The organism is Streptomyces sp. XY431, assembly GCF_001279805.1.
GTDB classification, from domain to species: domain Bacteria; phylum Actinomycetota; class Actinomycetes; order Streptomycetales; family Streptomycetaceae; genus Kitasatospora; species Kitasatospora purpeofusca.
On the sequence record NZ_LGDO01000047.1, the window covers coordinates 33,483 to 57,586 of the forward strand.

The window sequence follows — 24,104 nt, forward strand, 5'->3', positions numbered from 1 at the left end:
ATTGAGTCCGGAAATCTGCTTGCGGTGCCAGTAGGACACAGGTGTGCGCCAACTGACGAACCGTCGGTGAAACGCTATCGGTACGGACCGGCGCTGCCAAGGGGGTTGCCAATCCGGGTGAAATCGCCGACGAACCGTCAGATTCGGGCATCGCCGACCAGGTCGGGAGAGGTGATCTTTCCGGCATATCGAACGAGTGACGGAAATGTGCTGGTGATTCGTAGATCTTTACCCCACCATCTCCCAGGGCACACCACCCATTTCTCGCCGACCACAAGTCGATGCAGCAGCACCCCTCGGGAGAGAAGCGATGAGTTCGACGGGACTTACTCCACTGGATCCGGCAGCACCGCTGGCCGAACTGGTGGCCGCGCAGGTCAGACGAACCCCGGACGCCACCGCCGTGATCGACGGCACACGCCGGCTGACCTACCGTGAACTGGACGCCGCGACCGCCGCGGTGGCGGGCCGGCTGGCCGCCGCCGGAGTCCGGGCCGGGACCTTGGTCGGCGTATGCCTGCCACGAACGGCCGACCTGGTGGTCGGCCTGCTGGCGGTGCTACGGGCCGGCGGGGCCTATGTGCCGCTCGACCCGGCCTATCCGCGTGACCGCCTCGAACTGGTCGTCGGCGACGCGCAGGCCCCCGTGGTGCTCACCGACCGCGCCCACGAGCACCTGCTGAACGGTGCGGACGCCACCCTCCTGCACATCGACGGCGACGGGCCCGCCGCCCCGCTCGACCCGGTCGCCGCGCGCCCCACCACCGGCGACGCGGCCACCGACGCACTGGCCTACGTGCTCTACACCTCCGGCTCCACCGGCCGTCCCAAGGGCGTCTCGGTCACCCAGCGCGGCGTCAACGCCATGCTCCGCTGGGCCGCCGACACCTACACCGCCGCCGACCTCACCGGTGTGCTGTTCGGCACCTCCGTGTGCTTCGACATCTCGGTGTACGAGCTGTTCTTCCCGCTCTCCGTCGGCGGCACGATCGTGGTCGCCGAGAACGTCCTCGCCCTCCCCGAGCTGCCCGCCCGGGACGAGGTCACCCTGGTCAACACCGTGCCCAGCGCGATGGCAGCGCTGCTGCGCGCCGGCGACCTGCCCGGTGGTGGCAATGGCAACGGCGGACTGCCGGCCGGCGTGCGCGTGGTCAACCTGGCCGGCGAGGCGCTGCCCCGCCACATCGCGGACAAGGTCCACGCCCAGCCCGGTGTCGAGCGCCTCTACAACCTGTACGGGCCCACCGAGGACACCGTCTACTCCACCTGGTCGCTGGTCGCCCGCGACGGGGCCGGCGAGCCGGTCATCGGCCGCCCGCTCGCCGGCACCCTCGACCACGTCCTCGACGAGCACCGGATACCCGTGCCGGACGGCGGCATCGGCGAGCTGTACCTCTCCGGCGAGGGCCTGGCCCGCGGCTACCACGGCCGCCCCGACCTCACCGAGGAGCGCTTCGTCCACGTCGACGGCCTGCGCTGCTACCGCACCGGGGACCTGGTCCGCCGACTGCCCGACGGCGACCTGGAGTACCACGGGCGGGTCGACCACCAGGTGAAGGTCCGCGGCTTCCGGGTCGAACTCGGCGAGATCGAGGCGGTGCTCGCCACCCACCCCGCGGTCGAGGCCGCCGCCGCCGTCGTCCAGCGCGACGAGGCCGGCGACTACCTGGCCGCCTTCGTCCAGCCTTCCCCCGGCGCCGCCGAACCGGCACCCGCCGAACTGCGGGCCCACTGCGCCGCCGCCCTGCCCGGCTACATGGTGCCGCTGGCCGTCGCCGTGCTGGCGGAACTGCCGCTCACCCCCAACGGCAAGACCGACCGCAAGGCGCTGCCCGCCGTCGCCCGAAGCCGGGGCGGGCAGGAGCTGTTCGTCGCCCCCCGCACCCCCGCCGAGACCCGGATCGCCGAACTCTGGCAGGGCCTGCTCGGCGTCCCCGAGGTCGGGGTGCACGACGTCTTCCTCGACCTCGGCGGCCACTCCCTGCTCGCGGTCGGCCTGCTGGCCCGGGTCGAGCGCGAGTTCGGCACCCGGGTGCCGCTCGCCGAGTTCTTCGCCGCCCCGACCGTCGCCGCGCTGGCCGTCCGGGCCGCCAACGGCGGCGGTGGACGGGCCTCCGTGGAACCGCCGAAGCGGGAGGCCCACCTGCCCGCCCGCGCCACCGAGTTCCAGCGCGAACTGTGGCTGCACGAGGCCGTCCAGACCGGCAGCCCGCTCTACAACGTGCCGGTGCGGATCCGGGTCGAGGGCGCCCTCGACCGCGAGGCCCTCGGCCGCGCGCTCAGCGAGGTCGTCCGCCGCCACGAGTCGCTGCGAACCGCCCTGTACGGCGATCCGAACCCGAGCGAGCTGGACGACGCCGTCGCCGACGTCCGCCCGCCGTACCCGGTCGAGGTGCCGCTGCTCGACCTCGTCGGCCCGCACGGGCAGGTGGCCGACGAGGAGGCGATCGACGACGCGCTGCGCGCCGAGGCCGCCCGCCCGCTCGACCTCGCCGGCGGCCGGCTGCTGCGCGCCCTCGCCGTGCGGACCGACGCGGACCGGCACGAGCTGCTGCTCACCGTGCACCACGCCGCGGCCGACGGCTGGGCCGCCGGGCTGCTGCTCGCCGAGGTCGCCCGCGCCCTGCGGGAGGGCGAACTGCCCGAGCCCGAAATCCAGCTGTCCGACGTCGCCCGCTGGGAGCTGCGCGACGTCGAGGCGGGCCGCGAAGGTGCCGAGCGCTGGGCCGAGCGGCTGCGCGGCGTCGAGGGCGACCAGCACCTGCCCGGCGACCGCTCGCGCCCCAACCCGCAGGACATCGCCGGCCGCCGGCTCGCCCGCCGGCTGGACCGCGGGTTCGTCGAGGGCGTCGAGAAGTGGGCCGCCGGTGAGGGCGCCAGCCTCTACACGGTGGTGCTCGCCGCGCTCGGCGGAGTGCTGCACCGCTACACCGGCCGGACCGATGTCGCCGTGATCAGCCCCTTCGCCGTCCGCCCGGTGCCCGAGCTGGAGACCGTGATCGGCTCGCTGATCAACACCGTCGCGCTGCGCTTCGACGTGGCGGGCGCCGACACCTTCCGCGAGCTGGTCGCCCGGGTCCGCCCGGTCGTGCTGGAGGCCGCCGACCACAGCGGTCACCCCTTCGTCGACCATGCCCGGCGCTACGGCGGCTCGCCCGGTGTCACCGCCTCGCCGATCTCCCAGGTGCTGCTGGCCGTCCAGAACCACCCGGTGGCCGGCGTCGAACTGCCGGGACTGAAGCTCACCTTCGTCGCCGAGGTGTGCAACAGCACCGCCAAGACCGACCTCTCGCTGTTCCTGGAGTTCCCGGCCGACGGCCCGCTGCTGTCCGCCGAGTACCGCACCTCCCGCTACGAGGAGCGGTCCGTGCGGGCCGCGCTCGACCACCTGGTCGCGCTGCTCTCCGCCGCCGTCGCCGAACCCGACCGCCCGCTCGGCGAGCTGGTCATGCTCTCCGCCGCCGAACTCGCGGCCGACGAGCCGGTCAACCGCACCGAGGCACCGATCCCCGACGCCCCGCTGCACCGGCTGGTCGCCGACCGGGCCGCCCGCACCCCGGACGCGCCCGCCGTGTCCGCCGCCGACGGCACCCTCGACTACGCCGGACTCCTCGACACCGCCGACCGGCTGGCCCACCTGCTGGGCGCCCGCGGCGTCGGCCCCGGCCACCTGGTCGCGGTCGCCGTCCGGCGCGGCCGGCTGCTGCCCGCCGCCCTGCTCGGCGTGCTGCGCAGCGGCGCCGCCTACCTGCCGCTCGACGTCGACCAGCCGCTCGCCCGCAACCGGGCCGTGCTCGACGACGCCGGCGTCACCGTGGTGGTCGCCGAGGGCGCGACCGCCGGCGACGAACTGCTGGACGGCCGGGAGGCCGTCCTCGTGGACGGGCCCGCGCACGCCGCCGCCCCCGCCCAGGCGCCGGACGTCACGGTCGGCCCGGAGGACCCGGCCTACCTGCTGTACACCTCCGGCTCCACCGGCCGCCCCAAGGGCGTGGCCGTGCCGCACCGGGCGATCGTCAACTTCCTCACCTCGATGGGCCGCGAACCCGGCCTCACCGAGCGGGACGTGATGGCCGCCGTCACCACCGTCACCTTCGACATCGCCGGCCTGGAGCTGTGGCTGCCGCTGGTCACCGGCGCCCGGGTGGAGATCGCCGACCGGGCCACCGCCACCGACGGGGCCGCGCTCGGCGCCTGGGTGGAGAAGCAGGGCGTCACCCACCTCCAGGCCACCCCCGCCACCTGGCGGACGCTGCTGGAGGCCGACTGGGCCGGCCGCCCGGGACTGACCGCGCTGTGCGGCGGCGAGGCGCTCACCGCCGACCTCGCCCGCGCCCTGCTCGGCCGGGTCGGCTCGCTGTGGAACCTCTACGGCCCGACCGAGACCACCGTCTGGTCCACCGTCCAGCGGGTCACCCCCGAACTCGCCGCCCACGGCGGTGTGGTGGCCCTCGGCGCGCCCGTCGCCAACACCCGGCTGCACCTGCTCGACGGCTCCGGCCAGCCCGTCCCGGTCAACGGCATCGGCGAGCTGTGCATCGCCGGTGCGGGCGTCGCGCTCGGCTACCACGGCCGGCCCGAGCTGACCGCCGAGCGCTTCACCGCCGAACCGGGCCGCACCGACGGCGCGTTGATGTACCGCACCGGCGACCTCGCCAGCCGCCGGGCCGACGGCCGGCTGGAGTACCACGGCCGTGCCGACGCCCAGGTCAAGCTGCGCGGCTTCCGGATCGAGCTGGGCGAGATCGAGGCCGCGCTCACCGCCCTGCCGGGGGTCGCCGCGGGCGCCGCCCGGCTCGTCGAGACCCCGGCCGGACCGGCCCTGGCCGGCTACGCCGTCGCCCCGGGCCTGACCGAGGACGCCTTGCGCACCGCACTGACCGAGCGGCTGCCCGACTACATGGTGCCTGCCGGGCTCGTCCTGCTCGACGCGCTGCCGCTGACTCCCGGCGGCAAGGTCGACCGGGCCGCGCTGCCGGTGCCGCAGCTCGGCGGGGCCGGCGCCCCGCCGGAGGGCGACTGCGAGGAACTGCTCGCGGACCTGTGGATCGAGGTCCTCAAGGTCGAGCGGGTCTCCCGGCACGACGACTTCTTCGCCCTCGGCGGGCACTCGCTGCTCGCCACCCGGCTGCTGGCGCGGATCCGGGACACCTTCGAGACCGAACTGCCGCTGCGGACCGTCTTCGAGGACCGCACCCTGGCCGCGCTGGCCCGCCGGGTCGAGGAGCGCCTGCTGGCGGAGATCGACGACCTCGACGACCTCGGTGACCTGAACGACCTCGGTGACCTGGACGGCCTCGACGAGACCGCCGGGAGCACCCTGTGAACCGCCCCACCCACCCCCGAGCCGCCGGCGACACCGGCAGGACCGGGACCTTGGAAGCATGCCCGGCCGCCGGCGACACCGGCGCCCTGACGGGGGAGACCGCATGACCGAGCACAGCACCACCGGGCCGACCCCGGCCCAGGAACCTGCCCAGCAACCGGCCCCGCAGCAGGACCGGCAACCGGCCCAGCAATCGGCCCCGCAGCCGGACCAGGCCGCCCGCCGGCAGGAACTGCTGCGCCGCCGCCTCGCCAAGGCCAAGGCCGCCAAGGCGGCGGCCGCGGCCGGCGGCGCCGAGCACCGCACCATCACCCCGCGCCCCGAGGGCACGGCGCCCCCGCTCTCCTCGGCCCAGCGCCGGATGTGGTTCCTCGCCCAGTACGAACCGGACAGCGCCGCCTACCACATCCCGCTCGCCCTGCACCTCGACGGCGAGCCCGACGAGGCCGCCCTCGCCGCCGCGCTCACCGACGTCCTCGCCCGGCACGAGGTGCTCCGCACCGTCTATCCGACCGTCGACGGCGAGGTCAGCCCCGAACCGAGACCCGCCGAGGGCCTCGTCCTCACCACCGCCGACGTCCCCGCCGACCGGATCGACGACTGGCTGGCGGCCGAGGCCCGCCGCCCCTTCGACCTGGCCGCCGACCTGCCGCTGCGGGCCGCCCTGCTGCGCACCGACGAGGGTGCCGTCCTCAGCCTGGTGCTGCACCACATCGCGGCCGACGGCTGGTCGATCGGCGTCCTGTTCGGCGACCTCGCCACCGCCTACGGCGCCCGCCGCGCCGGGCGGGCCCCGGCCTTCGAGCCGCTGCCCGTCCAGTACGCGGACGTCGCGCACTGGCAGCGGACCGAGCTCGCCGCCGAACTCGACCGGCAGCAGGCCTGGTGGCAGGAGCGCCTGCGCGGCGCCGCCACCACCGTCACCGTGCCCGCCGACCGGCCCCGGCCGGCCGTCGCCGGCACCGAGGGCGCCCGGTTCACCGAGGCGCTCGGCGACGAGCGCACCCGCAGGATCCGCGCCCTCGCCGAACGGACCGGCAGCACCGTCTACATGGTGCTGCTGGCCGCCCTGCAGACCGTCCTCGGCCGGTACACCGGCAGCGAGGACGTCACCGTCGGCACCCCCATCGCCGGGCGCACCCGCAGCGAGACCGAGCCGCTGGTCGGCTGCTTCGTCAACACCCTGGCGATGCGCACCGATCTCTCCGGCGACCCGACGGTCCGCGAACTCCTGGAGCGGGTCAAGGACGCCACCCTCGGCGCCTACGGCCACCAGGACCTGCCGTTCGAGCGGCTGATCGACGCGCTCGGCCTGGAGCGCGAACTCGCCCACACCCCGCTGTTCCAGGTCCTGCTGAACGTCCACAACCAGGCCGAGGCCCGCCCCGAGCTGCCCGGCCACACCGTCCACTGGCGGCCGATCGGCACCGACACCGCCAAGTTCGACCTCTCGGTGGCCGTCGTCGACACCGGCGGCGAACTCGCCGCCGACCTGATCTGGCGCACCGAGCTGTACGACGAGCCCACCGTCCGCCGCTTCCTCGGCCACCTCACCACGACCCTCGACGCGATGGCCGCCGGCCCCGACCGCCCGCTCGCCGACCTTCCGCTGCTCACCCCGTCCGAGCAGCGGCAACTCGTCGAGTGGCACGACGAGGCCCCGCGCGGCTGGGACCTCGGCGGCACCCTGCACGGCCTGGTCGAGGAGCAGGCCCGCCGCACCCCCGACGCGCCCGCCGTACGCGGCGCCGACGAGGTCCTCGACTACGCCGAACTCGACCGGCGCGCCAATGCGCTGGCCCACCGGCTGCGCGCCCAGGGCGTCGGCCCGGACCGCCCGGTCGGCCTGCTGGTCGAGCGCTCCGCCGCCCTGGTCGTCGGCATGCTCGCCATCCTCAAGGCCGGCGGCGCCTACCTGCCGCTCGACCCGATCTACCCGGACGGGCGGATCAACGCCCTGCTCGACGCCGCCGGCGTCGCGGCCGTCGTCACCACCGAGGACCAGCGCGGACGCCTCACCGGCGGCCACCCGGTGGTCGTCCCGGACGGCACCGAACGGCCCGACGCGCCCGAGGTGGACGTCCGCCCCGAGCACCTCTGCTACCTGCTCTTCACCTCCGGCTCCACCGGCACCCCGAAGGGCGTCGCGGTCGAGCACCGCAACTACCGCAACTACCTGCACGGCCTGCGCGAGCGCGTCGGCGGCGACCAGACGGGCTGGAACTGGGCCCTGGTCTCCACCTTCGCCGCCGACCTCGGCACCACCAATGTGTTCGGCGCGCTCACCGGCGGCGGCTGCCTGCACCTGCTGACCCGGGACCAGGCCACCGACCCGGAGGCCTTCGCCGCCTACACGGCCGAGCACCGGATCGACGCCGTCAAGCTCGTCCCCAGCCACCTGGAGGGCCTGGCCGCGCACGGCGCCGGCCTCGACGCGATCCTCCCGGCCCGGCTGCTGATCTGCGCCGGCGAGGCGCTGCGGCCCGACCTGGTGGCCCGGATCCGCGCCGCCCGGCCCGACCTGGCGCTGCACAACCACTACGGGCCCACCGAGACCACCGTCTCGATGCTCGGCGCGCCCGTCCCCGCCGACCTCGGCGACGCGGTCACCGCACCGCTCGGCCGCCCCTTCGGCAATGTCACCGCACACCTGCTGGACGCCCGCCGCCGCCCCGTCCCGGTGGGTGTCCCCGGCGAGCTGTACGTCTCCGGCGGCGGCGTCGCCCGTGGCTACCTCGGCCGCGAGGACCTCACCGCCGAACGTTTCCTGGAGGTGGACGGCCGCCGCTGCTACCGCACCGGCGACCTGGTCCGCCGCCGCCCCGACGGCGCGATCGAGTTCCTCGGCCGGATCGACCACCAGGTCAAGATCCGCGGCTTCCGGGTCGAGATCGGCGAGGTCGAGGCCGAGCTGACCGCCCGCCCCGAGGTCCGCGAGGCCGTGGTGGTCACCCGGGGCGAGGGCGCCACCGGTTCCCTGGTCGGCTACCTGGTGCCCGCCGACCCGGCCGCCGCGCCCGACCCGGGCGAACTGCGCGCCGCGCTGCGCACCCGGCTGCCCGACTACATGGTCCCGGCCGCCCTGGTCGTCCTGGACGCCCTGCCGCTGAACGCCAACGGCAAGGTCGACCGGGCCGCCCTGCCCGAGCCGGCCGCCGTCCAGCCCGCCGCCGGCGGCGGCGAGCTCACCACGGAGACCGAGCACGTCGTGGCCGCCGCCTACCTGAAGGTCCTGGCGACCGAGGAGATCGGCGCCGCCGACGACTTCTTCGCGCTCGGCGGCGACTCCTTCTCCGCCGTGCACGCCGTCCGGCTGATCGGCAACGGACTGTCGGTCATCGACCTGTTCCAGCACCCCACCGTCCGCGAACTCGCCGCGCTGATCGACGCCCGGGCCGGCGGCACCGCCGACGAGGGGCCGCGCACCCTGCTGCACAAGCTCACCCGGGGCAACGCGCCGGCCCGGATGAACGTCGTCTGCGTGCCCTACGGCGGCGGCAGCCCGATCACCTTCCAGCCGCTCGCCGACGCGCTGCCGGCCGGCCACCGGCTCTACGCCGTCGAGCTGCCCGGCCACGACCCGAGCCGCCCCGACGACGAACTCGCCGAACTCGACACCCTCGCCGACACCCTGACCGCCCAGGTGCTGGAGCAGGTCGACGGCCCGGTGCTGCTCTACGGCCACTGCCTGGGCGGGGCGCTGGCCACCGCCCTCGGCTCCCGGCTGGAGGCGGCCGGCGTCGACCTGCGCGGACTCGCCCTCGGCGGCACCTTCCCGGCCGCCCGGCTGCCCGGCCGCTTCGCCGAGTGGATGGCCCGGCGGATGCCCGGCGACCGGGCGCTGTCCAACCGCGGCTACCTGGAGTTCCTGCGCGCGATGGGCGGCTTCACCGACGTCTACGACCAGGCCGAACAGGACTTCCTGGTCCGGGCGCTGCGCCACGACGTCCGGCAGGCCGAGGAGTTCTACACCCGCGCCTACGGGGACGAGCGGCCGGAGAAGATCGACGCCCCGATCCTCTGCGTGGTCGGCGAGAAGGACCGCGCCACCCTGCTCTACCAGGAGCGGTACACCGAGTGGGAGCACTTCGGCGACACCGTGGACCTCGCGGTCGTCCCGCGCGCCGGGCACTACTTCCTCAAGCACCAGGCCGCTGAACTCGCCCGGGTGCTGGCCGGGTTCGCCGCCACCGGCGAGGTGGCCGACCAGGTCGCCGAGAAGCGCCCGGCCGCCAGGGCAGAACTGGGCACCTTCGCCAAGGTCGCGATCGGCCAGTTCGTCTCGATGATCGGCACCAGCCTCTCCACCTTCGCCCTCGGCGTCTGGGTCTACCAGCAGACCGGCTCGGCCTTCGACTTCGCGATGATCTCGTTCATCGCGGTGCTGCCGGCCGTCCTGCTGCTGCCGATCGCCGGCGCGATAGCCGACCGGGTCGACCGGCGCAAGATCATGATCGTCACGGACACCGTGGCCGCCGCCGGCATGCTCGGCCTCGGCGTACTGCTCTGGACCGACCTCCTGGAGGTCTGGCACATCTACATCGTGGCCTGCCTGGGCTCCACCTGCGGGGCCTTCCAGCGGCCCGCCTACCTCGCCGCGATCACCCAACTGGTGCCCAAGCGCTACCTCGGCCAGGCCAACGGTCTCGCCCAACTCGGCACCGGTGCCGGCGACATGATGGCCATCCTGGCCGGCGGTGTGCTGGTCTCCCTGGTCGGCCTGCACGGCGTCGTGCTGTTCGACATGGCGACCTTCCTCACCGGGGTCACCTGCCTGCTGCTGGTCCGCTTCCCGAACGCGATGTTCGACAAGCAGGAGGAGCCGCTCTGGCGCGAGGTCGTCACCGGCTGGCGGTACATCGCGCGCCGGCACAGCCTGGTCGCCATGGTGGTCTTCTTCGTGGTGTTCAACTACCTGTTCGCCGTCGCCACCGTGCTGGTCACCCCGATGGTGCTGGCCAACGGCACGCCCTTCCAGCTCAGCGTCATCACCGCCCTCGGCGGCCTCGGCGCGATGGTCGGCGCCCTGGTCATGGGGCTCTGGGGAGGCACCCGCCGCCGCTCCGTCGGCATGATCGGCTTCACCTCGGTGGTCGGCCTCGCCGCCGTCCTCACCGGCAGCCGCCCCGAGACCGCCTTCACCGCCTGCGGGCTCTTCCTGCTCTGGGGATCGATGATGATCCTCAACTCGCACTGGATGTCGCTGATCCAGACCAAGGTCGGGATGGAGCTCCAGGGCCGGGTCCTGGCCACCAACCAGATGCTCGCCATGTCGATGATGCCACTCGGCTTCCTCACCGCCGGCCCGCTCTCCGACCACCTCTTCGAGCCGCTGATGCGCCCCGGCGGCGCGCTCGCCGACTCCGTCGGCCTGGTGATCGGCACCGGACCGGGCCGCGGCGCCGGACTGCTGCTCGTCGTGGTCGGACTGCTGCTCGCGGTCTGGGGCCTGCTCGGCCTCGCCTACCGGCCGCTGCGCCTGCTGGAGGACATCCTCCCCGACGCGCTGCCGGACGCCGAGATCGGCGACAAGGACGCCATCCAGGCCGAGGCCGACCGGCAGCTCGCCCTCGCCGAGGCCGCCCGCGCCGCGGGCCGGCGCGGGCGCGGTGCCCGGGCCGGGGGAGCGGACCGGCCGCCGGTCGGCACCGTCCGGGTGCCCGGCCCGGCCGGCACCCCGGAACCGGTCGAGGACGACCCGGCCGACCGGGTGCACGCCGCCACCGGCCGCCGGTAGCCGCACGCCCGCACGAGAACGCGCCCCGTCCCCCTCGGCAGGGGGGCGGGGCGCGTCCGTGCGGCTACTTCGCGTGCTTGAAGGAGTAGTTGAACTCCGCCGTGCCGAAGGCCCGCATCAGCCGGATCCAGAACGGCATCATCATCTCCATCGCCCGGGCGCCCGTGATGTCGCCCAGGTCGATCACCGACCCCGCCGGCCAGCCGAAGGTGCCCAGCAGCGCCACCGTCCGCGCCTTGGCCTCCTCGTCGTCGCCCGCGACGAACATGTTGTGCTCGCCGGCGAGCCGGGACGGGTCCACCATCACCGGGGCGGTCACCGTGTTGAGCGTCTTCACCACCAGGGCCTGCGGGAACTCCCGCTGGATCCGCTCACCGACACTGTCGGTGTTCACCGGGTCCAGGGACAGCTCGCCCTCGGGCGAGAAGACCAGCGGGTTGGAGAGGTCGATCAGGAGCTTGCCCGACAGCCGCTCCGGGCCCGCCGCCCGCAGCGCGTCCAGGGCGACCGTCCCCGGGGTGGCGTTCAGGACGACCTCGCCGAACTCCGCCGCCTCCGCGAAGGTGCCGTGGTGGCCGGTCGGCCCCGCCTGCTCGGCCCAGGCCGCCGCGGCCTCGTTGTCCTTGCTGCGCGACCCCAGGGTCACGTCGTGCCCGAGCGCCACCAGTTTGTCCGCGATGGTCCGCGCGACTCCGCCCGTGCCGATGATTCCGTACCGCACCGCTGTTCTCCCCGTTCGTTGTTCGACGTGCCGGGACTTCGACGCGCCGGGACGACGATAGATCAACTTCGGTCGCGTGTCCGGTGAACGCCGCGAACGGCCGCCCGCCGACTGGACCACTTCCGCTGGTGGGCCCGCCCGGCCCGCCGAACCATGGCGCCATGAACCGCACCACCCCCGGCTCCCACCCGGCCGCCCGGCCCCGCCCGGCCCGCCGTCTGCCGCGCGCCGCCGCACTCCTCACCGGCCTCGCCCTGCTCGCCCCGCTCGCCGCCGGCACCGCCCGCGCCGACGTCACCACCATCTCCTTCGGCAACGACCGCACCGCCTGGGACCGCGACGAACCGCTGCTCGGCCCGGCCGAGGTCGACCGGTCCGACTTCGGCGTCCGCTTCTCCACCCAGCTCGACGGCCAGGTCTTCGCCCAGCCCCTGGTGATCGGTGACACCGTCGTCGTCGCCACCGAGACCAACCACGTCTACGGCCTCGACGCCAGGACCGGGAAGATCACCTGGCACCGCGGGATGGGCCCGGCCTGGGCCTCCGCCGCCATCGGCTGCTCCGACCCCGGCCCCAACGTCGGCACCACCTCCACCCCGGTCTACGACCCCGCCACCGGCACCGTCTACCTCACCAGCAAGGTCGACGACGGCCCCGACGACCACCACCCGCACCACTACGTGCACGCGCTCGACGCCCGGACCGGCGCCGAGCGCAGCGGCTGGCCCGTCACCGTCCAGGGCGACCCGGTGAACGCGCCCGGCAAGCCCTTCAACGCCTACCGCTCGCTCCAGCGCCCCGGACTGCTGCTGCTCGACGGCCGGCTCTACTTCGGCTTCGGCTCGCTCTGCGGCATCGGCGACTACATCGGCACGGTGGCCGGCCTCGACACCCGCACCCGCCGGCTCACCCTGTTCTCCACCGTCGCCGGCTCCGACACCCAGCGCGCCTCCGTCTGGATGTCCGGCAGCGGCCTGGTCTCCGACGGCCCCGGCCGGTTCTTCCTCACCACCGCCAACGGGCAGGGCGCCGGAGCCTCGCCCGCCCCCGGCCCCGGCAACCGCCCGCCCGGCGGCCTCGGCGAGTCCGTGATCCGCTTCGCCGTCGACGCGGACGGCGGCTTCGCCCCCGCGGACTTCTTCAGCCCGACCAACAACGCCACCCTCGACAAGAAGGACACCGACCTCGGCTCCGGCGGCCCGGTCGCCCTCCCGTCCGGCTTCGGCACCGCCGCCCACCCCCACCTCATGGTCCAGGTCGGCAAGGACGGACGGATCTTCCTGCTCGACCGCGACGACCTCGGCGGCACCGGCCAGGGCCCGAACGGCACCGACAAGGTCGTCGGCCTCACCGGCCCCTACGGCGGCGTGTGGGGCCACCCCGCGGTCTGGGGCGGCGACGGCGGCTACGTCTACACCGTGGAGAACTACGGCAAGCTGCGCGCCCTCAAGTACGGGGTGACCGCCGCCGGCCTCCCGAAGCTGAGCAACGCCGGCACCAGCGCCGAGGACTTCCTCAAGATGTCCGGCTCACCCGTCGTCACCTCCGACGGCACCCGCACCGGCTCCGCCCTGGTCTGGGTGATCTGGTCCGGCACCGGGAAGTACGGCGAGGGCGGCGAACTGCGGGCGTACGACCCCGTACCGGTCGACGGCACGCTCAAGCTGCGCCGCTCCGTCCCGATCGGCACGGTGAGCAAGTTCTCGGTGCCCGCCACCGACAAGGGGCGCATCTACATCGGCACCAAGGACCACCGCCTGGTCGCCCTCGGCCGCCCCGGCGCTTTCGCCTGAGCCCCCTGGTTGCCGACTCCGACGGGCCGCCCGCATGCGGGCGGCCCGTCGCGCGCGCCGGGGCGGCCCCCGGACTCAGCCGCCGTCGCGGAGGCGGGCGGTCACCGTCTTGGGGCGCTGGTACTCGTGCAGGGCGAGGGTGGACAGGTCGATGCCCTGGCCGGAGGTGCCCCGGCCGCTGTGCGGGAGCTCGGCGCTCTGGGCGAGGTGGCAGTTGATCCAGGTCTCGCCCGCGTCCAGCCGGGCGGTCAGGTCGAGGGCGGTCGACAGGTCAGCGGTCCAGACACTGGCGGCGAGGGCCTGCGGCACCCCGTTGGCGAGCGCGAGCGCGGCCTCGACGGTGGGGGCGTGCTGGACGGTCAGCAGCGGGCCGAACACCTCCTCCACCACCGCCGGGTCGTCGTCCGGGAGGTCCGCGAGCAGTCGGGCGGGACGCCAGAGGCCGTCGCCGCGGCCGGGCGCGGGCAGCGAGCGCCCGGCGGCGGAGGCGGCGAGCAGCTTGTCGTACCGGGCGGCCTGGTCGGGGTTGTTGAGCGGACCGAAGTCGCGGCCCGCCTCGCGGGCGCCGAGGGCGGCGGCGAGGGCGGTGACGGTCCGCTCGTAGTTCTCGGTGAGGGTGATCACCCGGGCGGGCGCGGCGCAGCTCTGACCGGCGTTGTAGGTGCACGCGGCGGCGAGCGCGGACCAGGTGTGGCCGGGCGCGTCGGGCAGGACGAGGACCGGGCTGTTGCCGCCGAGTTCCAGGCTGACCCGGCGGTGGCCGGCCCGGGCGGCGATGTCGGCGCCGGCGGCGGCGCTGCCGGTGAAGGCGATCAGGTCCACCTCGGCGGCGACCAGCAGCCGGCCGCTCTCGCGGTCACCGGCCAGGGTGGTCAGCACGTCCTCGCCGAGCGCCTCGGCGGCGTGGGCGGCGAGCAGCGCCGCCGAGTCGGGGGTGGTCTCGGCGGGCTTGAGCACCACGGTGTTCCCGGCGGCGAGGGCCGGGGCGCAGCGCCAGGCGGCCATCAGCAGCGGGTAGTTCCACGGGACGACGGCCGCGACCACGCCGACCGGCTCCCAGCGCACCCAGCTCTCGTGCCCCGGCAGGTAGCGGCCGGCGGCGGGGGCGGTGCCGGTGCGGGCGGCCCCCGCGTAGAAGCGGAACAGGTCGGCGACCTCGCGGACCTCGGCGGCGGCCTCGGTCTCGGGCTTCCCGGTGCCGGCCTGCTCCAGCACCGTGTACTCGGTGAGGTGCCGCTCGATCAGGTCGGCCAGCGCGTCGAGGCGGCGCTCGCGCTCGCGCGGGGTGAGCGCGCGCCAGCGCGGCCCGGCGGCCCGGGCCCGGGCCACGGTCTCGGCGACCTGCCCGGAGCGCGCCGGGACGAGGGTGCCCCGGGTGTGGCCGGTGCGCGGGTCGGTCAGGTGGAGTTCGGGGGCGGCGGAAACGGTGGACGGTGCCATGACGGGGCCTCCGGGCCGGGTCAGTGGAAAGGGAGGACAGCTCGGGGAATGGGGACAGGGGCGGAACAGGGCTCGACCCGGATCACAGGTCGTAGGCGCGCAGCCAGAGTTCGAGGGTGAGCACCAGCCAGAGCTTCCCGCCCTGGCGCGGCAGCAGGGTGCCCTCCCGGCGCATCCAGGTGCGCACGGTGTCCGGCCGCACCAGGCCGCGCTCGCGCGCGGTGCGCCCGAGCAGCAGCTCGGCGGACAGGTCGCGCAGCGGCCCGTGCAGCCACTGCTGGACCGGGACCCGCATACCGCTCTTCGGCCGGTCCACGACCGCGCCCGGCAGCAGGTCGCGGACGGCCTCCTTGAGGATCCACTTCTCCACCGTGCCGCGCAGCTTGAGGGTCGGCGGGGTGGCGAAGGCGTGGTCGACGACCTGCCGGTCGAACAGCGGTGAGCGGCCCTGCACCCCGCGCGAGGCGGTGAGCCGCTCGACCTTGGTGAGGATGTGGTGGGCGCCCTTGGTCCGCAGGTTGCAGTGCAGCAGCTGGTTGAGCAGCGAGTGCATCGGCCCGGGGGAGAGGTACGGGGCGACGAAGCGGCGCGGCTGCGGTTCGTCGGCCAGCGCCCGCAGGGCCTCGCCGGTGAGCAGCAGCGGCAGGTCCTCGTAGCACTTGCGGTAGGAGCGCAGATAGGCCTCGGCCCGCACCTCGGGGGCGGGGTTGTCGCGGTGCATCTCGTGGACCAGCATCGGCAGGTTCTTCGGGCCGCCGTACACCGGGTCGCCGCCCTCGCCGTTGAGCGAGACGGTGATCCCGTCGGCGGCGACCGCCTCGGCGAGCATCAGATTGGGCACGGTCAGCGGGTCGCCGACCGGGCTGTCGAGCAGGGCGACGGTGTCGGCGAGCCGGGCGGCGACCTCCTCGCCGGAGACGGTGAGGATCCGGTGCCGGGTGCCGCAGTGGTCGGCGACCAGTCCGGAGTACCCCAGCTCGTTGGGCAGCCGGTCGCCGAAGCTGATCGAGTAGGTGTGCACCGGGTGGTCGTGCAGCCGGGCGGCGAGCGCGGTGACCAGTGAGCTGTCGACGCCGCCGGACAGCAGCACGCCGACCGGACCGCCGGCCGGCAGCCTCCGTGCGGTGGCCCCTTCGAGCAGGGCGCGCAGCTCCCGGGCGTACTCCTCGGCGGGCGGGGCCTCGCCCTCGGGCAGGTGCTCGGCCGGTTCCCAGAACGGTTCCTGCCGGGTGCTGCCGTCGGCGGCGAGCCGCAGCACCCGGCCGGGCAGTGCCTCGTGCACGCCGCGCAGCAGGGTCTCCTCGCCGGGCAGGTAGGCGAAGGTGAGGAAGGAGCGGACGGCGGCCAGGTCGAGGCCGGTGCCGAGCGCGGGCCAGCGGCGCAGGGCGCGGAGCGAGGTGGACGCGGCCCAGCAGCCGTCGGCGCGGGCGTGGAACAGGGTGCGGGCGCCCACGTGGTCGCGGATCAGGACCAGGTCGGCGCCGTCGACGACGGCGAGCGCGAACATCCCGTCGGCCTGCCGCAGGCCGTCCGTGCCGAGCCGCAGCCAGAGCCGGAGCAGCAGTTCGCCGTCCGGCAGGTCCGCGGGTACAGGGGAGCCGGCCGCGGCGAGGGCGGCGAGCAGCTGGGGCCGGTTGTGCAGGGTCACCTCGCCGACGGCGGTGCGGCCGTCGACGGTGAACGGGCCGGTGGCGAAGCCGGGTTCGGCGGGGAGGAGGGCGGCCGGGGCGCCGTTCGGCGCGGTGCCGCCGGTGAGTGCGGCGAGGTGGGCGCGGGCCCGGTCGGCGTCGGGGCCGGCGAGGGCGCAGCAGCGGGGCATGGTGGAGCGGTGCCTTTCGTCGGACGGCGGCCCGCGGGTGGTCCGCGGGCGGCTGGCGGGGTGGCCGGGTGGCAGCCGGGGGCGGCCGGAGGGCGGCCGGGGTGGCGCGGCTCAGCCGAAGTCGTCGCCGTCCCAGCCGTCGTCGGAGTCGCCCCAGTCGCCGAAGTCCTCGGTGGCGCCAGGGGATCCGGGGTCCCCGTGGTGGTCCCCGGACCCGTCGTCGTCCGCCGATATGTCGCCGCTTCCGCTGCTGCTGCTGCCGCCGCCGTCACCGCCGCCGCCTGAGGTCTGCTGGCGGGCCTGCTGGCGCAGTTCCTCCTCCTCGACCTCGGACAGGGCCAAGGGCGGCAGCTGGGCGGCGGTGATCGCGGCGACGCCGGCCACCCCGAGGGCGCCGACCACCACCCCGAGCCGTCCGCCGAAGGAGCTGCGGTTGAGGGTGACCAGACCGCCGCCCCACACGGTGCGGCCGTAGCCGATGTCGCGGCCGTACTCGGCGGTGCCGTCCGCGAACCGTCGTTTGACCAGGTCGCGGCCGAGCGGCTCGTCGGTGCCGGAGCGGCCGAGGCTGTCGTGCCAGTGGATCTGCCGGTCGGTGCCGCGCCGGCGCCACTCGCTGCGGCCGTCCTCGTACCGGCGGTGGACTTGGCCGTCCGCCAGCAGTTCGTCGCGGTAGCCGAGATGGCGTGCGTTGCTCATGGGTGCGGGGTCCTCACAGACTCGGGCAGGTCGGGCAGTTGTCTACGGGTCGGGGAGCGGGTCGGGGAGCGGAGCGGGGTTCAGCCGGCCGGCCAGCTGAGGAAGCCGCTGCCGCGCGCGGCGCTGACCCGCCGGTGCAGCGGGGCGCGGCGCGCACCGGCCGTCCCGCCGCCGCGCAGCTGGCGGATCACGGTGTGCAGCAGCCGGGCCGGGGCGACGGCGGCCAGTTCGATGGTCCGGCCGCTGCCGAGCCAGGCCCGCTCCTCGGGGCGCAGCCCGGCGGGCAGCGGTCCCCGATGGCCGTGCGGCCCGCGCCCGGAGGTGAGGTGCAGGGTTCCGGCGTGCCGGGGCACCAGGCCCATCGAGCGCACCCGGACGCCCGTCGGCCCGGCTCCCGTCGGCCCGGCCCCCGCTGCTCCGTACGTGGTTTTGACCTGCTCGAAGCAGGCAAGCCCGGAGGGGCTGGCATCGTGCAGCACGTGCACCACGGCCCCGCCGGCCCGCTCCAGCGCGCCCACCAGCCGCTCGTCCAGCGGCAGTTCGTCGGCCGGGAGCACCGGGCAGGCGGCCTCCAGGTGGAGGTCGTTGGCGATCAGCATCGCGGCGATCTCCCGGCTCTGGCAGACCAGCAGCCGGGGCAGCCCGTAGTCGTAGAGGTCGGGCTCCTCGGCGGCGGCCGCGCGGGGGCCGGTCGGACGGGGCGCGGCCGGCGGCAGCAGGCCGGGCAGCTCGTCCCGGCGCGCGGCCAGTGCGGCGGCGAACCGGGCGTACCGGACGGGCGGTGCCAGGGTGTACGGGATCCGGCGCGGCCCGGCGTGCAGCGGCTGGAGTACCCGGCACAGCTCGTAGTAGAGCTGCCGCTCGGTGTACCGCAGCCCGCCGGGCGCCCCGGCCCGGCCGGCGGCGACGGTCAGCGCGCCGTCCAGGAGCGGACGCAGCGTCATGGGGTTCCTGCCTTTCGTCGTCCCCGCGCTCACGCGGGGCCCTTGCCGAGGTCCGGGCCGTCCGGCCGGGCCCCGCCGGGCGCGTCGTCCGCCTCGGGTTCGGGCCAGCTCATGAAGCCGACGGCGAGCGCCCGGCGACGGGTCTCCAGCGGGTTCTCCGGCCGTCCCGCCGCCGGGGAGCGCACCGGTCCGGTCCGCAGCGCGGACGGGGCCCGGGGTGCCGGCGGCGCGGTGATCCGCTCGGCGGCCCGGTCGGCGATCGCCAGCAGCCGCTTCGGGGCCAGCGCGGCGAGCGGGGTCCACCAGCCCTCGGCGAACCACGTCCGCTGGCTGCCGGTCAGCTCGGGCACCGCCCGCTGCAGGCGGACGTAGAGCTCCTCCGGGCGGTGCAGGTCGCGCAGCAGCGTGTACTTGGTCTCGTCGACCAGCACGGTGCGCACCGACAGCCCGGCGTCCAGCACCCGCAGGCCGGGGCGGGCGGCGCGTGCGTCGGCGGCCAGCAGGTGGCCCTGGGGCGAGGCGTCGTGCAGCACCACCAGCGGCAGTCCGGCCGGGACCTCGCGCAGGTCGTGCACCAGCAGCGCGCGGTGGCGTTCGGCGTACCCGTTGGCGCGCAGGAAGGCGGTGATCGTCCGGTCCGGGCAGAGCAGGGCGAGGGCCGGGGCGGCGGGCGGCGGCCCGGGCGGGACCAGTCGGCCGTCCACCAGCCCCGGCGGCAGGGCGCCGTAGGTGGCCCGCCACCGGTCCAGCACGGTGCTGCGGAAGTCGTCCTCGGTCCAGCGGGAGTGTACCGAGATGTCGGGCGCGGGGACTCCGACCAGCATGAACTGCCGGATAGAGAGGCCGATCAGCAGCAGCGCGACCAGGACGAGCAGCTGGCCGAAGCCGGAGTCGAGCAGGGCGAGGGAGGCGAGGAGCCCGATCAGCCCGGGGACGAGCAGCCCGGTCGCCTTGTTCCTGTCGCCCCGGAACCGCTGCGGCGGCCGCCCCCGGTGCTGCAGGGCGTAGGCCAGCTGCCCGTCGGTGACGGTCAGCCGGCCCTGGTCGGAGAGCTTCTCGGTGACCTTGCGGATCCGGACGTCGTGCAGCCCGAGGCCGTCGAGCTTGGGGTCGAGGGCGAACTCCTTGCGGCAGAACGAGCAACGGCGCTTGGTGCGCTCACGCTGGATCAGGTTCTTCGAGCAGTGCGGGCAGATCATCGCGGTACCTCCGGCACCGGCCAGCTGAGGAATCCGACATTTCCGTGCAGCGCCCGCTCGGCGGCCCGTTCGGCCATCGTCAGCAGCCGTTTGGGCGGCACCGCCACCAGCGGGCTCCACAGCCCTTTGGCGAGCCAGTTGTGCTCCCGCTCGGACAGCCCCGGCAGCCGCGCCAGCAGCTCCTCCAAGGGCTTGCGCTCCTGGTGCTCGTACAGGTGGACGGCCCGGTCCCAGGCCGCCACCGCGGTGCGGGCCGACAGTCCGGCGTCCACCACCGGGACGGCCGGCCGCGCGGCCCTGGTCTCGCGGACCAGCAGCAGGCCCTGCGGGGAGGCGTCGTGCAGCACGATCACGGGCAGGTCGTCCGGCAGCTCGGCCGCCGAGGCGACGATCACCGCCCGGTAGCGCACGGCGAAGGTGTTGGCGTGCAGAAAGGCGGTGACCGTCCGGTCCGGGCAGAGCACCGCGAGCACCGGCGACCCGTCCGGTACCGAGGGCCGGACGGCGGAGTCCTCGACCACCCCGGTCGGGAGGCCGCCGTAGACCTCGGCCCAGGGGTTCAGGACCTTGATCCGGAACTCCGCGTCGGTCCAGTCCGGGCGGTTGTCCAGCGGCGTCGTCCAGGCGTCCTCCTGCCGCCGCAGCAGCTCGCGCCGCAACTGCCACTGCCGCTCGGCCAGTTCCCACCGGGCCCTGATCCGCTTGCGCCGCAGCAGCCGGACCGCGTCCTGCGCCATCGCCCCGAGCATCGCCAGGCCGAAGAACCCGGCCACGGCCGCCAGGATGATCGCGGCCGGCAACCGGGTGGCCAGTAAGTAGGCGACGGTGACCAGCCCGGTGCCCATGCCGAGGCAGAAGGCGAGCACGCCGACGCCCTCGAACCGGGGCTCGGACGGCCGGCCGGGAGGGTCCTTGCGGGGCCGGACCGGCGGCCGCCCGCGTTCGTGGTGCGCCCAGCGGAGCTGCTGGACCGTCAGGACGACCCGGCCGCCGTCGCCCAGCCGTTCGACGGTGCGTCGCAGCCGCAGGTCGTGCAGCCCCCGGGTGTACTTCGGCTCCAGCGCGAACCGCTGCCGGCAGCTCCAGCAGGTGCGGCCGGTGCGGATCTTCCCGGGCAGCTCGGTCTCGCAGCGCGGGCACTTCATCGCGTGGACTCCTCCAGCGCGGCCGCCAGCCGCCGCAGCCCGGCGGCCAGCCGCTCCCGCCGGCCGACCGTGCCGATCCGCTGCCCGTGCTCCACCGCCCGCAGCGCCTCGGCGAGTTCGGTCTCCGCCCGGCGCTCGGCCTCGGCCGCGGTGATCGCGTAGTCCTCGTGGTCGATGCCGTACCCGGTGTTGGCGGCCAGGATGTTGAGCGGCTCGCGGCCCCGGTTGGCGAAGGAGTGCGGCATCAGCTCGGGTATCCGTATCAGCAGCCCCGGTGTCAGTGGCACCTCCACCACCCGGCGCCGCTCGGCGTCGTACAGCCCGCAGGCGGCGTGGCCGAGGCTGAGTACCAGGTGCTCGCCGCCGTGCGCGTGCGGGGTGAACGCGCTGCGCGGGGCGACGATGCCCAGCTTGTAGGTGGCGTTCGAGGGCCGCTCCGGCGAGGTCTTGGCGTCACCCACCAGGTAGTGGGCGAACTGGCCCTCGTCGATGAACCGCAGCAGTTCCTCGCCGGCCGGCCCGTGCGCGGCCTCCGGTCCCAACTCCCGTGCGCCGTCCCGGTCCGCGAGCAGCACCCGGCCGTCCGGCCGCAGCCGGTAGAGTTCCGCCCCGGCCGGCAGCCGCCCGGCGAGCCTTTCGAGTTCCCGCAGCCCCGATCGTACGGACATCGGCCACCCCACCCCCAGCTCGACCCTTGCGACGTCACCCCCCGTGACGCGGGGCGTCGCGCGGCCGGTTCCCGCCGTCCGGGACCGACGTTCCGGATCTTACGCACACGGGGTGACATCGCCCAGGGGCGGACGGGACCGGCAGGAAGGGGCGGTGAACGGGGGCCGTCGAACGGGGGTCGGGGAACGGGTCAGCGGCCGCGGGCCACCACGAAGTCGGGCAGTGCCAGCAGGAACGCGCGGGCCTCGGCGGCCTCTTCGGCCGCCTCTTCGGCGTCGCCCCCGTCGCTCCGTTCGCTCCCGCCGTCCGCCGCCGCGGGGGCCCCGGCCAGCACGGCCTCGATCTCCCGCGCGGCGGCCGCGACGAGTCCGGCCGCCGCCTCCTGGGCGTGGGCCACGCAGTCGTAGGCCGTCATCCGGTCGAGCAGCCAGGCCACGTCCTCGGCCGCTTCGGGGCCGCGCTGCGACCGGGTGAGGCTCAGATGCCGCACCGCGCGGGCGCGTTCGGCCGGGGTGGCGCGCTCCAGCAGCTGGATGAGCATCAGCGTCCGCTTGCCCTCCCAGAGGTCCCCGGCGATCTCCTTGCCGTACTCCTCGGCCGCGCCGACCAGGTTGAGCACGTCGTCCTGGATCTGGAAGGCGGCGCCGAGGTACCAGCCGAACCGGTCCAGCCGGGCGGCGTCCGTACCGGCCCCCTCGGCGACCAGCAGGCCGGAGCGGCACGGGTAGAGGAAGGTGTACCAGGACGTCTTCTTCAGGCACATCCGGTAGTAGTCGGCACTGGTCAGCCCGCAGGCGTTGTCCCGGATCCAGGCGATCTCCATGGCCTGCCCCTCCAGGGACTGGCGGCACATCAGCTCGGTCTCCTCGAACAGCCGCCAGGCCAGCTCCCCGCCGAGCGCCCGCCGGTTGGCCATCACCCGCCGCAGGCCGAGCAGGTTGGTCGCGTTGCCGACGTTCAGCGCGACCTCCACGCCGTACCGGGCGGGCAGCGTGGGCTCGCCCCGGCGCAGCTCGCTGCCGTCCTGGATGTCGTCGTGGACGAGGAAGCCGTTGTGGAACAGCTCCACCGTGACGGCCGGGTTGAGGGCCCGCTCGGGCCGGCCGCCGAACGCGGCGCAGGTGGCCAGGCAGAGCGCGGCCCGCAGGCCCTTGCAGGGGCGGGTCGGGTAGTCGGCGGCCAGGTCGTAGAGGTAGGGCGGGCTCTGCTCGGGGATGTGGCGCAGGAGTTCGGCGAGGGTGCGCTCGCGGTACCGGGCCAGGACGCGCTCGACCAGCGGCGCGCCGACGGCGGGGCGTCCGGCCGCGGTGGTCACCCCCGGGGCCGCTCGTCCGGTCCCGCGCCGTCGGCGGCCCGCGGGTCGCCCTGCGGTCCGAAGGCGTTCCGCAGGCCCTGGTTGGCGAGGCCGGGGGCGAGTGAGCTCAGGCCGAGCAGCAGGTCGAGGACGTCGTGGGCGTTGGCCGCGAGCCGCTGGGCCTGCTCGGACACCTCGCCGGTGGTGCTGGCGAGGACCCGCTCGCTCACCGCGTCGATCAGCTGGTGGGTGTTCTCCGAGACCCGGCCCACCAGGCGGTCGAACTCCTCCTGGTCGACCCGGTGCTCGCCGGTCAGCCGGGCGGTCGCCGCCTTGGCGTCGGTGATCCCGGCGGACAGCTCCCGTTCCAGGACGGCCGCGGCCTCCATGACCGCGCGCGAGCCCTGCTCGCCCAATTCGCTGAACCGACCGGCGTCGGGCATGGCTGACCTCCTGGTTCGCCCCCCGGCCGGGGCCGGGGCGGTCCGGGTCGGCGCGCGGCGGGGCGCCGTACCGATCGCCGATGGTACACGGCTGTGTGCGGAGCGTGTCCACGGCGTCACGGTGGAGGAGCCGGGTGTGCGTTTGGTCCGGGGTGCGCCGGAGTCGACCCGGCGCGCGGCCGCGCCCGCGCGCCGGGTGCGGTCCGGGCAGCCCGGCGAGTCGGGGTCGCCCGCCCACCTGGTCACTGATAGTGATTGCCTGATTGCGGAGCGATCCGCCAGGGGGTGGAGGACAGCAGCAGCACCGGACAGTACGGGACGGCACAGGAGAAGGAGCGGTCATGGGTGGCAGACAGCGTCCGCCGAAGGCGCGGGACGCCCGGCCGGAGGCGAAGCGGCGGACCGGGCGCCCGCCCGGCCCGCGCGCGGACCGGCCGGCGGTGGACCCCGGCCCGGAGATCGCCCGGCTGGAGGGCTACCTCGCCTGGGAGGCGGAGGTCGCGGCGGCCCAGCGCGACGCCCGGGCCTTCGCCGACCGCTTCCCCTGGCTCGGACCGGACGACCGGGAGGCCCTGGAGCAGGCGTACGCCGAGGACCGCCTCCGGTACGCGGAGGAGGTGGTCGACCGCGCGGTGGGCCGCTGCCGCGCGCTGGCCGCCCGCTACCGCGCCGAGTGCCGCCGGATCTGCGCCCGCTGGGCGGCCGTGTGCCTCTCGGTGGTGTTCGCCGTGGCCCTGCTCGCCGTCGTCCCGGTCGCCCTGCACGGCTGACGACCGCCGGCCCGGCCGACGCACCGCCGGCACGACCGGGCCCGCCGTACACCAGGGTGTGCGGCGGGCCCGGTCGTGCGGTCCGCGGACGGCGGGGCGGACGGG

At 75.2% G+C, this 24,104-nt stretch carries 14 protein-coding genes; 4 read left to right on the forward strand and 10 right to left on the reverse strand.

The window, feature by feature from the left end; translation table 11 throughout:
• The first annotated feature begins 310 nt into the window (after positions 1-310).
• Both ADK60_RS07660 and ADK60_RS07665 read left to right on the forward strand, forming a co-directional pair.
• Positions 311-5,326: a non-ribosomal peptide synthetase gene (locus ADK60_RS07660; protein WP_079008143.1), complete on the forward strand. Its 5,016-nt coding sequence runs from the start codon at positions 311-313 to the stop codon at positions 5,324-5,326.
• A gap of 103 nt (positions 5,327-5,429) precedes the next feature.
• Positions 5,430-11,063 carry a non-ribosomal peptide synthetase/MFS transporter gene (locus ADK60_RS07665; protein ID WP_053644305.1) on the forward strand — a complete coding sequence of 1,878 codons (5,634 nt, stop codon included), beginning with the start codon at positions 5,430-5,432 and terminating at the stop codon, positions 11,061-11,063.
• 64 nt (positions 11,064-11,127) lie between these two features.
• Here ADK60_RS07665 and ADK60_RS07670 read toward each other — a convergent pair whose 3' ends face one another.
• Positions 11,128-11,784, reverse strand: a complete 657-nt coding sequence (locus tag ADK60_RS07670; RefSeq protein WP_053644307.1) for an NADPH-dependent F420 reductase — start codon at positions 11,782-11,784, stop codon at positions 11,128-11,130.
• Between the two features lie 161 nt (positions 11,785-11,945).
• On the opposite strand from ADK60_RS07670, the gene ADK60_RS07675 reads away from it, so the two are divergent.
• Positions 11,946-13,577 (forward strand): outer membrane protein assembly factor BamB family protein, encoded by a 1,632-nt coding sequence (locus ADK60_RS07675; RefSeq protein ID WP_053644309.1) that lies wholly within the window; start codon positions 11,946-11,948, stop codon positions 13,575-13,577.
• 75 nt (positions 13,578-13,652) lie between these two features.
• Here ADK60_RS07675 and ADK60_RS07680 read toward each other — a convergent pair whose 3' ends face one another.
• From ADK60_RS07680 to ADK60_RS43130, 9 genes are all read right to left on the reverse strand, one after another.
• Positions 13,653-15,017: an aldehyde dehydrogenase family protein gene (locus ADK60_RS07680; RefSeq protein WP_053644311.1), complete on the reverse strand. Its 1,365-nt coding sequence runs from the start codon at positions 15,015-15,017 to the stop codon at positions 13,653-13,655.
• 82 nt (positions 15,018-15,099) lie between these two features.
• The gene (locus ADK60_RS07685) at positions 15,100-16,836 is read right to left on the reverse strand and encodes an asparagine synthetase B family protein (RefSeq protein ID WP_053644314.1); all 1,737 of its coding nucleotides are present in this window, start codon (positions 16,834-16,836) and stop codon (positions 15,100-15,102) included.
• 111 nt (positions 16,837-16,947) lie between these two features.
• On the reverse strand, positions 16,948-17,535 hold the full coding sequence (locus ADK60_RS07690) for a hypothetical protein (protein ID WP_053644316.1): 588 nt from the start codon (positions 17,533-17,535) through the stop codon (positions 16,948-16,950).
• A gap of 80 nt (positions 17,536-17,615) precedes the next feature.
• A complete protein-coding gene (locus ADK60_RS07695; protein WP_053644318.1) occupies positions 17,616-18,479 on the reverse strand; it encodes a hypothetical protein in 864 nt (287 codons plus the stop codon).
• Between the two features lie 29 nt (positions 18,480-18,508).
• Positions 18,509-19,678 (reverse strand): hypothetical protein, encoded by a 1,170-nt coding sequence (locus ADK60_RS43120; RefSeq protein WP_053644320.1) that lies wholly within the window; start codon positions 19,676-19,678, stop codon positions 18,509-18,511.
• Positions 19,675-20,823: a hypothetical protein gene (locus ADK60_RS07705; RefSeq protein WP_053644322.1), complete on the reverse strand. Its 1,149-nt coding sequence runs from the start codon at positions 20,821-20,823 to the stop codon at positions 19,675-19,677. The genes ADK60_RS43120 and ADK60_RS07705 overlap by 4 nt, the downstream gene beginning before the upstream one ends.
• Entirely contained in the window at positions 20,820-21,491 is a 672-nt protein-coding gene (locus ADK60_RS07710) for a cupin domain-containing protein (RefSeq protein ID WP_053644323.1), read from the reverse strand. Before ADK60_RS07710 ends, ADK60_RS07705 begins: the two co-directional genes overlap by 4 nt.
• A 191-nt stretch (positions 21,492-21,682) precedes the next feature.
• Entirely contained in the window at positions 21,683-22,807 is a 1,125-nt protein-coding gene (locus tag ADK60_RS43125; protein WP_053644325.1) for a polyprenyl synthetase family protein, read from the reverse strand.
• Entirely contained in the window at positions 22,804-23,229 is a 426-nt protein-coding gene (locus ADK60_RS43130; protein ID WP_053644327.1) for a hypothetical protein, read from the reverse strand. The genes ADK60_RS43125 and ADK60_RS43130 overlap by 4 nt, the downstream gene beginning before the upstream one ends.
• 341 nt (positions 23,230-23,570) lie before the next feature.
• On the opposite strand from ADK60_RS43130, the gene ADK60_RS07725 reads away from it, so the two are divergent.
• A complete protein-coding gene (locus tag ADK60_RS07725; RefSeq protein ID WP_053644329.1) occupies positions 23,571-23,999 on the forward strand; it encodes a hypothetical protein in 429 nt (142 codons plus the stop codon).
• The last annotated feature ends 105 nt before the right edge of the window (positions 24,000-24,104 follow it).